Origin of the sequence: Streptomyces sp. NPDC091649 (genome assembly GCF_044756785.1) — a bacterium.
Lineage (GTDB): Bacteria > Actinomycetota > Actinomycetes > Streptomycetales > Streptomycetaceae > Streptomyces.
Genome location: NZ_JBIVTR010000013.1, coordinates 41,334 through 55,743 on the forward strand (window position 1 = coordinate 41,334; position 14,410 = coordinate 55,743).

The following is a 14,410-nucleotide window of genomic DNA, read 5'->3' on the forward strand; positions in this document are numbered from 1 at the left end:
ACGCCCCGACCCGTGAGCGGTGACCCATGGTGAGTGAAATGACCTCTCTGCCGCCGTCCCCCGACGAGCCGATCGCCGTCGTCGGCATCGGCTGCCGCTTCCCCGGCGGCATCAACTCCCCGCAGGACTTCTGGACGCTGTTGATGAACGAGGTCGACGCGTCCGGGCCGGTGCCCGAGGACCGCTGGGCCCCGCAGCGCGCACGGTCGCGCGAGAACGCGGCCGTGCTGTCGCGCGTCATCTCCAACGGCGCCTTCCTCCAGGACATCAGCGGCTTCGACGCCGCCTTCTTCGGCATGTCCGCCACCGAGGCCCGCCAGCTCGACCCGCAGCAGCGGATGGCGCTGGAAGTGGCCTGGGAGTCCCTGGAGCACGCCGGCATCCCCCCGACGAGCCTCGCCGGTACCGACACCGGCGTCTTCATCGGCGTGGGCACCGACGACTACGGCCGCAGGCTCCTGGAGGACCTGCCCGGCGTCGAGGCGTGGACCGGGATCGGCTCCTCGCTGTGCGGCGTGCCCAACCGGATCTCCTACAGCCTCGACCTGCGCGGCCCGAGCCTCGCCGTGGACACCGCCTGCTCCTCCTCCCTGGTCGCCCTGCACCAGGCGTGCGCCGCCCTGCGCGGCGGCGAGGTGCCCGTGGCTTTGGCGGGCGGGATCATGCTGATGGCCGGACCGGGCCTGACCACGGTCCTCGACATCGCCGGGGCCATCTCCCCGGACGGCCGGTCCAAGGCGTTCGACGAGGCCGCCGACGGCTACGGCCGCGGCGAGGGCTGCGGCGTCCTCGTACTCAAACGCCTCGACGACGCCCGGCGGGACGGCGACCGCGTCATCGCGCTCGTCCGCGGCAGCGCGGTCCACCAGGACGGCCGCACCGAGGGCATCATGGCGCCCCGCGCCAGCGCGCAGGCGCATGTGCTGCGCAAGGCGTACGCGGCGGCCGGCCTCGCGCCCGGCGAGGTCGACTACGTCGAGGCGCACGGCACCGGCACCAAGGTCGGCGATCCGATCGAGGCCGCCGCACTGGCCGAGGTCGTGGGCGACCGGGCGGCCGGCCGGGGCCCCTGCCTGATCGGGTCCGTGAAGACCAACATCGGCCACTGCGAGTCCGCCGCCGGGGTGGCCGGGCTGATCAAGACCGCTCTCGCCATGCAGCACGGCGTCATCCCGGCGACCCTGTCCGTCGCCGGACCCCGCCAGGACATCCCGTGGGCGTCGTCCGGCCTGCACCTGGTGGCCGCGGCGACGCCCTGGCCCGTGACCGGGCGCCCCCGGCTGGCCGGCGTGGCCAGTTACGGCTACGGCGGGACGATCGCCCACGCCGTGCTGGAGCAGGCCCCGGCCGAGGACCCCGGAACCGGCCCCGGGGCCGGGCGGCCCACCCGCGCGGCCCGCCTGCCGGACGACGCCGCGTCCCTCACCCTCCACCCCGTCTCCTCCGCCCACGGCGCCGGCCTCGCCGCACAGGCCGCCCGGCTGTCCGGGGCCGTCGGCGCGCACCCGCTCCAGGACGTCGGCCACACCCTCGCCCACCGCCGCGCCCACCTCGCCGACCGCGCGGCCGTCGTCACCGGCGACCGGGACGAACTCACCGCCGCCCTGGCGGCGCTGGCCGCCGGCGAGGCCCACCCCGCCCTGGTCACCGGCGACGCCTCCGGCCCGGCGCGCACCCCGGTCTGGGTGTTCTCCGGACACGGCGCGCAGTGGTCCGGCATGGGACGCGAACTCCTGCGGGACGAGCCGGTGTTCGCCGCCGCCATCGACCGGATCGGTCCGGTCTACGCCGAGGAGCTCGGGCTCACCCCGCGCGAGGTGCTCACCGACGGCGACCTCGGCTCGGTCGACGTCATCCAGTCGATGCTCTTCGCCGTGCAGATCGGCCTGGCCGAGGTCTGGCGGCACTACGGCGTGGTCCCCGGCGCGATCATCGGCCACTCCGTGGGGGAGATCGCCGCCGCCGTGGCGGCCGGGGTGCTGACCGAGACGGAGGGGGCCCGGCTCGTCTGCCGCCGGTCGGCGCTGCTGCGCAAGGTCGCCGGGATGGGCGCCATGGTCATGGTGGACCGGCCGTTCGACGAGGTCGCCACCGACATCGGCGACACCGACGCCCTGTGCGCCGCCATCGCGGCCGCTCCCTCCTCGACCGTGGTCGCCGGTGACATCCCCGCCGTCGACGCGGCCGCCGAGCGGTGGACGGGCCTCGGCTGGACCGTCCGGCGGGTGGATTCCGACGTCGCCTTCCACAGCGCGCACATGACGGAGATCAGCGCCGAACTGGCCCTGGCCGTCGCGGACCTGGAGCCGGGCGCCGCCCGCGTGCCGCTCTATCTCACCGCCGTCGAGGACCCGCGCTCCGGACGCCGGCAGGACGCCTCCTACTGGGCGGCGAACCTGCGCAACCCGGTGCGCTTCGCCGACGCGGTCGGGGCCGCCGTCGAGGACGGGCACCGGACCTTCCTGGAGATCTCCGCGCACCCCGTCGTCAGCCACTCGATCACCGAGGCCACGGCCGGCGTCCCCGGCGCCCTCGTCGTCCCGACCCTCCGCCGGAACAAGCCCGAGCGCGCCACGCTGCTCACCGCGCTGGCCCGGCTGCACTGCGCCGGCGTGCCGGTGGACTGGGCGGTACTCCAGCCCGGGGGCCGGCGCGCCGAGCTCCCCACCAACGCCTGGCAGCACGAGCGGCACTGGGTCGACGCCCGGGAGCCGGCCGAGTCGCCCGTCGACACCCTGCTCGGGACTCCGACGGCGGTGCACGCCTCCCGGCTGCGGGTCTGGCGTACGACGCTCGACCTGAAGACCCGCCCCTACCCGCGCCGCCACCCGGTCCAGGGCACCGAGATCATCCCGGCCGCCGTACTGGTGAACACCTTCCTCACCGCGGCCCGCACGGACGTGCTGAGCGACCTGCGGCTGCGCCAGCCGGTCGTGGTGCCGCAGGAGGAGACCCGGGAGATACAGGTCGTCCTGGACGACTCCGGGCTGCGGCTCGTCTCCCGCAAGCTCGGGGCACCGGACACCGCCTGGTCCACGCACACCCTGGCGGAGGCCGGCGGGGAGCCGGCCGTCGAGCCGATCGGCGACGTGAGCGCGCCGGAGCGGGTGGACCCGGACCATGTGATCGAGAGGCTGGCCGAGCTCGGCGTGGCCGACATGGGCTACCCGTGGCGGATCGAGGAACTGCGTCGCGGCGAGGGCGTGCTGACCGCCGTGGCCACCGCGGAACTCGACCGCAGCTGGGCGGCCGTGCTGGACGCCGCCCTCTCGATGGCCTCGGTCGTCTTCACCGGCCCGGGGGTGCTGCGCATGCCCGCCCACATCGACCGGGTGAGCAGGTCCGGTCCGCCGCCCCGCCGGGCGGCCATCACCGTGACGCTCGACGCCGAACGCCCCACCACCGTGCACGTGGACATCCGCGGCCTCGCGGAGGGCCGGAGCGGCGCCGATTCGGTGCTCTCGCTGCGCGGACTGCGCTACGGCGAACTGGACGGCAGCCTCTCCGGGGAGGAGCGGAGCACCAGCGGCCGCTTCGACCTGGAGTGGCAGCCCTTCCCGGTGAACGCCGGACCGCGTACCGCGCTGCCCGGCCGGACCGTGCTCGTGCTGGGCCCGGAACAGCTCGCCCGCTCCCTGGTGTCCGCCTGTGCGGGGCAGGGCGCCACCGTGAGCGTGGACGCGACCGCGCTCCCGGACGCCGATCATGTGCTCTACGCGCCCTCGGACACCGACCCGACCGCCACGGCGGTCGCGTTCACACGGCTCGTCGCCGAGGTCGCGGCCCTGCCCGGCCGCAAGCCGCGCCTGTGGTGCCTGACCTCCGGGGTGCGCGAGGCGGCGTCCGCGGACCATCTCGGCGGCTCACCGCTGTGGGGCATGGGCCGGGTCGCGGCGAGTGAGCACCCCGAGTTCTGGGGTGGCGTGGTGGACGTGCCCGCGGGCCCGCTCGGCGAGGAGTCCGCCACCCTGCTGCTGGACCTGCTCCCCCTGCGCCCCCAGGAGCCGGTGCTGTCCGTGGCCGGCGGCACGGTCCAGGCGCCCCGCCTGGTGCCCTCGGCCCCGGCGCCGGACGACGAGCCGTTCGCCTGCCGGGCCGACGGAACCTACCTGATCACGGGCGGCCTCGGCGTACTGGGCCTCGAACTGGCCGAGCACCTCGCCCAGCGGGGCGCACGCCGGATCGTGCTGCTGGGCCGTACCCCGCTGCCACCGCGTTCCCACTGGTCCGACGAGGACCGCCGGGTCACCGCGGTACGGCGGCTGGAGGCGGCGGGCGTCACTGTGGTCACGCTCGCCGTGGACATCACCGACCGGGAGGCGACCCGGCGGGCGCTGGAGCGGCTCGAACTGCCGCCGGTGCGCGGAGTGGTGCACGCGGCGGGCACCGTCCACAGCGCGCTGCTGCACCGCCTGGAGGCCGACGCGCTGCGGGAGGTCATGCGGCCCAAGGTGGAGGGGGCCCGGGTGCTCCACGAGCTCTTCCCGCCCGGCGCCACCGACTTCTTCGTCCTCTTCTCCTCGGCCGGTCCGCTCCTGGGACTGCCGGGCCAGGGAGCGTACGCCGCCGCCAACGCCTGTCTGGACGCGCTCGCCGCGCACCGGCGGTCCGACGGCGCCCGGGAGTCGGTGTCGATCGCGTGGACCAGCTGGCGCGGAATGGGCATGGCCACGGCGGCGGAGGCGACGGATGTCGAACTCGCCGCCCGGGGCGCGGCCGACATCGCCCCGGACCGGGCGCTGCGCGCCTTCGACCAGATCGCGGCGGGGGCGCCGGGACCGCTGGTCACGGTGCTCGGGCTGCTCCGCGACCACCGGGGGCCCCGCCCCGCGCTGTTGGCGGAGCTGGCCCAGGACGACGCGGCCCGGCCGGCCGAGGTGCCGGACTGGGTGGCTCTGTCGGGCGACGAGCTGGCGGCGTATCTGCTGGACGACGTACGCCGCCGGGTGGCCGCGGTCCTCGGTCTGCGGCCGGACGCGGTGGGGGTGCACCGGCCGCTGACGGAGGCGGGCGTCGACTCGCTGCTGGCGGCGGCGGTACGGGTGGCCCTGGAGCGTGACCTGGGGGTCGCCCTGCCGGCCACGCTGCTGTGGAACTACCCCACGGTGAGCGAGATCGCGGGCTTCCTGGCCGGCGTGCTGACGACCCGGGCACCGGACGAGTCGACCGCCGGGGCCCGGCGGAACTGAGGCCCGCCCACGGCCGGGAGGCCGCGCCCCGGACGGGATGTCCGGGGCGCGGCCTCCCGGCGTCCGCGGCGCGGACTCTCAACGGCCCGGGCCGCGGCGGGACGTCACTGCTTGAGGAGCGCTTCCGCGCCGTCCAGCGAACGCTCCACCGTCAGGCGGAAGAACGCGAGGTCCTGCTCGGCCGCGTCCTGGCTTCTGGCCAGCGCCTGCGCGCCTGCCGCCGCCAGCCCCGGCCGGTCCGGGTCCTGTGCGAACGCGGCCATCGTGCGGCCCATGTCCGCCCGCGCGCTCGGGAAGAAGCTCCCCCGGTCGTCCTCCACCGCCACCAGCATGAAGGCGCTGTTGAGGAGGTACCGGTAGATCTCGGTGGCCTGGCCGCCGAAGCCCGCGACCTGGAGAACCTTGATGCCGGCGTCGATCGTCGCCAGCGCGGACGGCACGTTCGGGCCCACCACCACCAGACGGCGCGCGACCCCCGGGTAGCGCTTCAGGACGTCCCGGCCCTCGAACATCAGCTGACGGAACCAGTCCCGCCAGCCGACGTCCGCGCCGGGCACGGGAATCCGGCCGACGATCCGGTCCGTCACCGCCATCACGACCGCTTCCCGGTCCCCCACGTGGTGGGCCACCACGCCGGGCCAGACGTCGAGCCTGGTCGCGATCTGGCGGATCGACCAGCCGTCGAGGCCGTGCTCCGCCGTCAGGTCGACGGCCGCGTCGACGATCTTGTCCGCGGTGATCGGCGGGAGGCCCGCCGAAGCGCGTGAACGGCGACGCGGAGTGGATTCGGTCGCACGCGGGGCTGATTCGGGCATGGCTGAAACCTAGCGGTTGGGTGGGCTACCGGGGAGTCCGGAACTGGAGTCCCTTGACGCCCGGCGACCCGCAGGGCATAGAGTCAGCCTAACCTATTAGCCACTGTCTAACACCGGCTCGAACCGTCGGTGCCGACGGCGTCGCCCTGTCCGGCGCGGACCGGGAAGCGCCCTCCGCGCTGCCGGGCCGACGCCCCGCACGGCCCGTCGGCCCGACCCCCCTCCCCACTTGCTCCTCCCTTTCTCGAGAGGCACCGCGCCATGCGCAAATGGATGCCGCTGCTGGCGGTCTGCCTGGGCACGTTCATGCTGTTGATCGATGTGACGATCGTCAGCGTCGCCCTCCCCCGGATGACGGACTCGCTCGGCGCGTCGTTCACCGCCCTGCAATGGGTGGTCGACATCTACGTCCTCGTTCTCGCCGCCCTGTTGATGGCGATCGGCTCCCTCTCCGACCACGTCGGCTCCCGCCGCGTCTACCTGATCGGCCTGGCCGTCTTCGCCGCCGCCTCGCTCGCCTGCGGTCTGGCCGACAGCAGCGCCACGCTGATCGTCGCCCGGGGCGTGCAGGGCCTGGGCGCCGCCGCGATGTTCGCCACCAACACCGCGTTGCTGGCGGCCAATTACCAGGGCAGGGACCGCGGGATCGCGTTCGGCCTCTGGGGCGCCGTCAACGGCGCGGCGGCCGCCGCCGGGCCGATCCTCGGCGGCCTGCTCACCGAGCACGTCAACTGGCGCTGGATCTTCTTCGTCAATCTGCCGGTCGCGGCCCTCGCGCTGGTCATCGGCCACCGGCATCTCAAGGGCTCCCCGTCCGGAGCCGGACGCCGGATCGACGTACCGGGCACGGTCTGCTTCACCGCCGCCGCGACGCTGCTGATCTTCGCCCTGATCCACGCGGGCGAGGACGGCTGGACCTCGACCACCACCCTGGCCCTCTTCGCCGGGAGCGCGGTCGCGCTGGTCGTCTTCTTCCTGGCCGAGAGCGGCAGGCCGGACCCGATGCTGGACCTGAAGCTGCTGCGGTCGCCCTCGTTCGGCGGGCTCATGGCGGGTGCGGTGGTCTTCAGCGCCGCCGCCTTCGCCAACCTCGTGTTCGTCTCCGTCTGGGCCCAGTCGGTGCTGGACCTCAGCCCGGTGGAGGCGGGTCTGATCCTGATGCCGCTGAGCGCCATGTCCTTCGTGGCCGCCGGGCTGGCGGGACGGTTCCTCTCGTCGGCGCCCCCGCAGTGGCCGATCGGCGCGGGTCTGCTGCTGATCGGCCTCGGCACCCTGCTGGAGATGAGGCTGACGGCCACCTCCGGCTGGACGGCTCTGCTCCCCGGCATGCTGCTGACCGGTGTCGGCGTCGGCATCGCGTCCCCGATCCTCGCCTCGGCCGCGCTGGCCGCGGCCCCGGCGAACCGGGCGGGCATGGCCGGCGGCGCGGCGAACACCTTCCGGCAGCTCGGTTTCGCCATCGGCATCCCCGTGGTGGGGGCCATCCTGACCGGCGCGATCGGGCGGAGCATGGCCGACAGCGGCCAGTTCTCCGACACGGACTCGGCCGCGGAGCTGGTGACCGGCGGCCAGTCGGAGCGCCTGATCGCCGAACTGCCCTCCGGGGCGCGGGAAGCGGGAGAGCGGGCGATCGAACAGGCATACTCCGCCGGGCTCGACCTGGCCTTCCTGGTGAGCGGAGTGGCGGCGGTGCTGGCCGGCGTCCTCGTGCTGGCGCTCGTGCGCAGGTCACCCGACCCGTCGGACGCCGCGGAGTCGGGGCAGGACACCGGCCCGCGGCCCGTGATGGAAAGCCCGAAACCCGTCGCCTGACCGGCATTCGCCGGCGCCGGAACAGGGAAAGGGTGCGGGACGGCCATCCGTTCCGCACCCTTCTCTCTCCGGAATGATCGCTTCCGTTAACCATTCGCAATAGAGTGGTTGGAAGCGGAAACTTAGCAGCGAGTTCACTTCCGACTTCGCCAATCGGCTCACGGTGGGGAAATAGTTGAGAACTATACGAGGTTCCGAACTACGCACCGCACGCACAAAGGCGGGTCTGACCCAGGACGAGGTGGCGCGCCGGGCTTCCGTGAGCGTGCGCACCATACGCCATATCGAACACGGCCACGTGAAAACGCCTCGACTGGAGACGTTGACACGTATCGCCGAAGTCGTCGGCTGGCGCCACGCCGAAGGACCGGACGTCTGCGACACCCCCGCTTCCCCGGCCTGCGCCCAGGAGATCCGGCTGCTCGGTCCCCTCTGCGTCCTGAGCGGCGACCGGACGGTGTCGATGCCGCGCAAACAGCGCGTGCTGCTCGGCCTCCTCGCCGTCCAGCCGGACCGCACGGTCAGCCACGAGGAGATAGCGGACGTCCTGTGGAGCGGAGAGGCCCCGCCCTCCTACCCGCAGTTGGTGCACACCCACATGGCCCGGCTGCGCCGGCTCCTCGGCCCTCCCCCCGGGCACGGCGCCGCCGACCGGAGAATCCGCACCGTCCGCGGTGGCTACGTCTTCAACAGCACGGGCGTACGGCTGGACCTGTGCCACTTCGAGGACCGCGTGGCCCTGGCCCGCCGGACCGCGGCGAACGGCCCCGCCACCGCGCTCGACCTCTACGGGCAGGCCCTGAGCTGCTGGCAGGGCCGGCTGCTGCACGACCTCCCGCAGCTCTGGCACCACCCCGCGGTGGTCCGCGTCGCCCAGCGCCACATCGACGTGGCCATCGAGCTGGCCGACCTGGCCCTGCGGCTGAACCGGTCCGCCCTCGCCGTGGACCACCTCAGGATCGCCTCGTACGAGGAACCGCTGCACGAGCCCCTCCAGGCCCGCATCATGCTGGCGCTCGCGGCCTCCGGACGCCGGGCCGCCGCCCTCCACCTCTTCGCGGAGCTGCGGACCCGGCTCAAGGAAGAGCTCGGTGTCGAACCGAGCGACGACATCCGCCGGGCGCACGAAGCCGTCCTCCGGCTGAGCGGGGCCGTCGAGCGGGCCGTTCCCCCCGTGACCGACCGGCCCGCCGGAGTCCGGCTGCTCGACACGGCCCACCACGGGGCCGCGGCCCTGCCCGCCCGTCAGGCCGCGACCCCGCTCGACCGCTCCCCCGCCCTGGGGTCACCGGCCCAGCTCCCCCCGGTCTTCGCGCCCTTCACCGGCAGACGGCCGCACCTGGCCGCGCTGGACGGCCTGCTGGAGCGACGGCGGGACACGAACGGCCCCCTCGGCATCGCGGTCCTGCACGGCCCCCCGGACATCGGCAAGAGCGCGCTGGCCGTGCACTGGGCACACCACCGGCTCGACGCGTTCCCCGACGGGCAGCTCTACGCCGACCTCCAGGGCAGCGTCGAGCCCGCGCAGCGGACGGTGACCCCGGCCACGGTGCTGTCCGGTTTCATCCGCTCCCTCGGCGTACGCGACGACTGGATTCCCGGCACCACCGAGGAGGCGACCGCCCTCTTCCGCAGCCTGCTGGCCGGCCGCCGCTTCCTCGTGGTGCTGGACGACATCGCGAACGCCTGCCAGGTCCGCTGCCTCCTCCCGGGCACCCCGGGCAACGCGGTGATCGCCACCAGCCGCTCCCCCCTCGTCGACCTGACGACCCGGGAGGGCGCCCTCTCCCTGGCCCTGGGCCCGCTCACCGCGGAGGAGGCCCGCGAACTCGTCGTGACGCACCTCGGAACAGAACGCACGGCCGCCGAGCCGGGGGCCGCCGAGGAGCTGGCGGCGGCCTGCGGCCACCTGCCGCTCGCCCTGCGCAGGTGTGTCGCCCAGCTCGCCGCGACACCGGAAGCCTCGATCGCCGGACTCGTCGCCGAGCACCGGCGGGGAATGCGGGACCAGAGCAACCTCTACCCGTTTCCGGGCCCCCGGGAGCCCTCGCCGGCCGCCCCTCGGGGCAATGCCGAGGACCGCCGGAAACGGAGCCTGACATGACCGCTGACAGCCTTACGGCAGCCTGACAGCAGCGTTCGCCACTCCTCGTCTCCGCCCATCACCGCAGCTCAGCGACTCAATTGCGCGTCAACCGGCCGGGAGTTCCGCCGGAAAACGCATTGCCCGGCCTTTATACGAGCAGAGTTCGGTTGCTCCGGAACGAGTGCCCACCTAGGGTCACGGATCGCAGGACGATCCCGGGTGGCACCGTTCCGGACCCCACCTGTCGCCCTTCGAAGCCTCCACTCGCGAGGCGTCCCACGGGGAATTCGCTGAGGTCCCCGACGTGGGCAATAAACTGCTTGGAGAGGATGGGAAATGGCGAAGAACATATCGGCCGAGGAAGCCCAGAAGTGGCTGATCGAGGAGATCGCCCAGCGGGTCGGCGTGGCACCGGCCGACGTTCCGGCCGATCAGTACTTCGACGAGCTCGACCTCGACAGCACTCAGGCGCTGATCATCGCCGGTGAGATGGAGACCTGGCTCGGGTTCGAGCTCGGCACCACGGCCCTCTGGTACCACCCCACCATCGAGGCCCTCGCCGCCCACATCGCCGAAGAGAGCCAGAAGCACACCGCCGCGGCGTAGCCGCCCGGCAGCCCGGGCGCCGCCCGCCTGATCTCGGGCAGGACCCCGCACGGCGCGACGCCCGTACCGCCCGACCGGTACGGCCGCCCCCACCGACAGCGGCCCCCGCGCACGCACGAACCGGCCCGCCCCTGCCGACGGCCGCTGCCCGCCATGCGAGAGCAGCCGGTCCGTCCGTCTTCCGAGGGCCGCCCCGCCCCGCCTTCCGGCTTCCCCCCTCGGCCCTTCGCGCCGGGAGCCGGGGCCACCGCGCCCCGAAGTCCCTGTTCGCCCAGATCCAGAGAGACTTGCCGTGAACTCTTCGCAGGAATCCGACCTCGACCGTCGGCTCGCCCGGGACCCCATCGCCATCGTCGGCCTCTCCGCGCTCTACCCCAAGTCCAGCAATGTGCGGGACTTCTGGGCGAACGTTGTCTCGGCCGCCGACTGCATCGACGATGTGCCCGCAGGCCACTGGGACGTGGACGAGCACTACGACCCCGATCCCACGGTGCCGGACAAGACGTACTCCAAGCGCGGTGGCTTCATCCCCGACGTGCCCTTCAACCCGCTGGAGTTCGGCCTCCCGCCGAACACGCTGGAGGTGACCGACGTCCTCCAGCTGCTCAGCCTGGTGGTCGCCCGCGACCTGCTCAAGGACGCCGGCGCCGAGCAGCCCTGGTACGACGCGTCCCGCACCGGTGTCGTCCTCGGCATCACCGGAGCCAACCAGCTGACCCAGCCGCTGACCGCCCGCCTCCAGAGCCCGGTGCTCAAGGAGGTCGTCCGCAGCTGCGGCCTGTCCGACCGGGACGCAGAGGAGATCGTCGCCAAGTTCCGCCTGGCGTACGCCCCGTGGGAGGAGAACTCCTTCCCCGGCATGCTCGGCAACGTGGTGGCGGGCCGCGTCGCCAACCGGCTCGACCTCGGCGGCATGAACATGACGGTCGACGCGGCCTGTGCCAGCTCCCTCGGCGCGGTCCGCACCGCTGTCAGCGAGCTGCTCGAAGGCCGCTCCGACACCATGCTGGTGGGCGGCTGCGACGCCGAGAACACCATCTTCATGTACCTCTGCTTCAGCAAGACGCCCGCGCTGTCCAAGTCCGGGCAGATCCGCCCGTTCGACAAGGACGCCGACGGCACCCTGATCGGCGAGGGCATCGGGATGCTCGCGCTGCGCCGGCTGTCCGACGCCGAGCGCGACGGCAACCGGATCTACGCGGTCCTGCGGGGCATGGGCACCTCCAGCGACGGCCGGTTCAAGTCCATCTACGCGCCCCGCAAGGAGGGCCAGATCGTCGCGCTGCGCCGCGCGTACGAGGACGCCGACTGCGAGCCCTCCAGCATCGAGCTGTTCGAGGCGCACGGCACCGGCACCGCCGTCGGGGACGCCACCGAACTGAGCGCGCTGTCCGCGGTCGTCTCCGAGGACAACGACAACCGGCAGTACGCGGCCGTGGGCAGCGTCAAGTCGCAGATCGGGCACACCAAGGCGGCCGCCGGGGCGGCCGGTCTGATCAAGCTGGCGCTGTCGCTGCACCACAAGGTGCTGCCGCCCAGCATCAACGTGTCCGAGCCCAACCCCGCCATCGACTTCACCTCCGGGCCGTTCTACGTCAACACCGAGGCCCGCCCGTGGATCCGCGACCCGGAGCGCCCCAAGCGCCGGGCCGCGATCTCCTCGTTCGGCTTCGGCGGCACCAACTTCCACATGGTCCTGGAGGAGCACGGCGACGGCGACGACCTGAAGGTGTCCTTCCCCGTGGCCGCGGTCCACCTGTGGCACGCGCCGGACACCGCCGCGCTCACCGAACTGCTCGCGGCGGGTGCCCCCGCGACCGGCGGGCCGGCCCCCGAGGACCACGCCCGCGTCGCGCTCGTCGCCCGTACCGACGACGAACTGGCCGCCCTGCGCGAGCTGGCCCTCGGCGAGCTGCGGGCCCGTCCCGACGCCGACGCCTGGTCGCACCCCAAGGGCCCGAACTACCGGCGCCGCGCCGCGCGCACCGGCAAGGTCGGCGCGCTCTTCGCCGGCCAGGGCAGCCAGTACACGAACCTCGGCAAGACCGCCGTCCTGGCGGTGCCCCCGATGCGGGCCGCCTTCGACCGGGCCAACGTCGCGGTGCCCGGTGAGACCCCGCTGTCCCGGATCGCCTTCCCGCCGCCGCTGTTCGGGGCCGATGTCCGTGCCGCGCAGGAGGCCGCGCTGCAGGCGACCGCCTACGCGCAGCCGGCCATCGGCGCCCTGTCGGCGGGCCAGTTCCGCTACCTGGGCGAGCTGGGCCTCACCGCCGAGGGGTTCCTCGGCCACAGCTTCGGTGAACTGACCGCGCTGTGGGCCTCGGGCGCGCTCGACGACGACGCCTTCTTCGCCCTCGCCCGGGCCCGGGGCAGGGCCATGGCCCCGCCGTCGGACCCCGGGTTCGACGCCGGGGCGATGGCCGCGGTCTCCGCCCCGGAGGAGCGCGTCGCCGAGCTGCTCGCCGGGCAGAGCGACGTGATCGTCTGCAACCGCAACGCGCTCGACCAGATCGTCGTCGGCGGACCCACCGAGGCGGTGGACCGGCTGGTCGCCACCGCGAAGGAGGCGGGCCTGCGGGCCTCCCGGCTGCCGGTCTCGGCGGCCTTCCACACCCCCTTCGTCAGCCACGCGCTGGACGCGTTCCGCGCCGACGTCGAGCAGGTCGAGATCGGCGCGCCGAACGGGACCGTCTACGCCAACACGCGCGGCGCGGGCTACGGCGAGGACGCCGCGGCCAACCGCAGGGTCCTGGCCGAGCAGCTCGTCAACCCGGTGGACTTCGCCGCCCGGGTGGAGGAGATGTACGCCGCCGGGTTCCGGGTCTTCGTGGAGTTCGGACCCAAGAACATCCTCACCCAGCTGGTACGCCGCATCCTCGGCGACCGGGAGCACTGGGCCGTGGGGCTGGATGCCGGCCCGGGACGGGACGCGGACGTCTCGCTCAAGCAGGCGGTCGCCCAACTCGCGGTTCTGGGCCTTCCGTTGGAGACGAGCGACCGGTACGTCGCCGAGCCGCCGGTGGCGGAGCCCGCCAAGGGCATGTCCATCCTGCTGAACGGCATCAACTACGTCTCGCCCGAGCGGCGGGCCGCGTACCGCGAGGCGATCGACAACGGCTACCGGATCGCCTCACCGGCCCTGCCGTCGGCGGGCCCCGCACCGGCGAACCCCTCGACGCCGCCGTCGGCCCGGCCCCAGGCTCCGGCTTCCCGTCCCGCGGCGCTGCCCGTCGCGGCGGCCGTCGCCCCGGCCCCCGCCGCGACGGCCACGGCCCTCCGCCCCGCGGCGGTCGCGGCCCCGGCCCGGCCCGCTCCCGCTCCCGCACCCACCGCCTTGGAGACACCTCACGTGGACAGTGATCGCCTGACCGGTCTGGTGGCCGACCACCTCGCCCTGCACGACGACTACCTCAACGGCCAGTTGCAGAGCGCGGAGCGGTTGGCCGGGCTGCTGGAGCGCGCCGCCGCCCAGGGCCAGGTCAGTCAGGTCCTGGCCGGTGTGAACGCCGTCAAGGAACACGGCCTGGACATCGGCCGCAGCCATCTGCGGGCCAACGAGATCCTGCGCGACCTGGCGGGTCTGGAGTTCGGCGGAGCGCCGGCCCCGGCGACCCGTACGGCGGTTCCGCAGGCTCTGCGCGCACCGTCGCCCCTGCCCGCTCCCCGCCAGTCGGCCCCCGCGCAGCTCACCGCGGCGCCGGCCGCCGCGCCGCAGCCCCTGCCGGCGGCCCCGGCGGCGCCCGCGCCGGAGCGGGTAGCGCCCCCGGTGGCGCCCACGCCCGCCGCAGCACCCGCCCCGGCCGCGCCCGCACCCGCCGGCCTCGACGCCGCCACCGTGCAGACCGCACTCCTCGACGTCGTCGCACTCAAGACCGGCTACCCCGCCGACATGCTCGAACTCG

The 14,410-nt window shown here is 74.0% G+C and carries 6 protein-coding genes; 5 read left to right on the top strand and 1 reads right to left on the bottom strand.

Annotation, left to right across the window (positions count from 1 at the left end):
- Positions 1-38: 38 nt before the first annotated feature.
- Positions 39-5,189, top strand: a complete 5,151-nt coding sequence (locus ACIQMU_RS21795; protein ID WP_402689490.1) for an SDR family NAD(P)-dependent oxidoreductase — start codon at positions 39-41, stop codon at positions 5,187-5,189.
- 104 nt (positions 5,190-5,293) lie between these two features.
- Here the strand turns inward: ACIQMU_RS21795 and ACIQMU_RS21800 are convergent, their stop codons facing one another.
- Positions 5,294-6,004: a TetR/AcrR family transcriptional regulator gene (locus ACIQMU_RS21800; RefSeq protein ID WP_352242732.1), complete on the bottom strand. Its 711-nt coding sequence runs from the start codon at positions 6,002-6,004 to the stop codon at positions 5,294-5,296.
- Between the two features lie 261 nt (positions 6,005-6,265).
- Between ACIQMU_RS21800 and ACIQMU_RS21805 the strand changes: the two genes are divergently transcribed.
- The 4 genes from ACIQMU_RS21805 to ACIQMU_RS21820 all read left to right on the top strand — a co-directional run.
- The gene (locus tag ACIQMU_RS21805; RefSeq protein ID WP_402689491.1) at positions 6,266-7,816 is read left to right on the top strand and encodes an MFS transporter; all 1,551 of its coding nucleotides are present in this window, start codon (positions 6,266-6,268) and stop codon (positions 7,814-7,816) included.
- Between the two features lie 175 nt (positions 7,817-7,991).
- Positions 7,992-9,920, top strand: coding sequence for a BTAD domain-containing putative transcriptional regulator (locus ACIQMU_RS21810; protein ID WP_402689492.1), 1,929 nt, complete (start codon positions 7,992-7,994; stop codon positions 9,918-9,920).
- A gap of 318 nt (positions 9,921-10,238) precedes the next feature.
- On the top strand, positions 10,239-10,508 hold the full coding sequence (locus tag ACIQMU_RS21815) for an acyl carrier protein (RefSeq protein ID WP_352242735.1): 270 nt from the start codon (positions 10,239-10,241) through the stop codon (positions 10,506-10,508).
- Positions 10,509-10,800: 292 nt separating this feature from the next.
- A partial coding sequence (locus ACIQMU_RS21820; RefSeq protein WP_402689493.1) for a beta-ketoacyl synthase N-terminal-like domain-containing protein occupies positions 10,801-14,410 on the top strand: 3,610 nt, incomplete at its 3' end.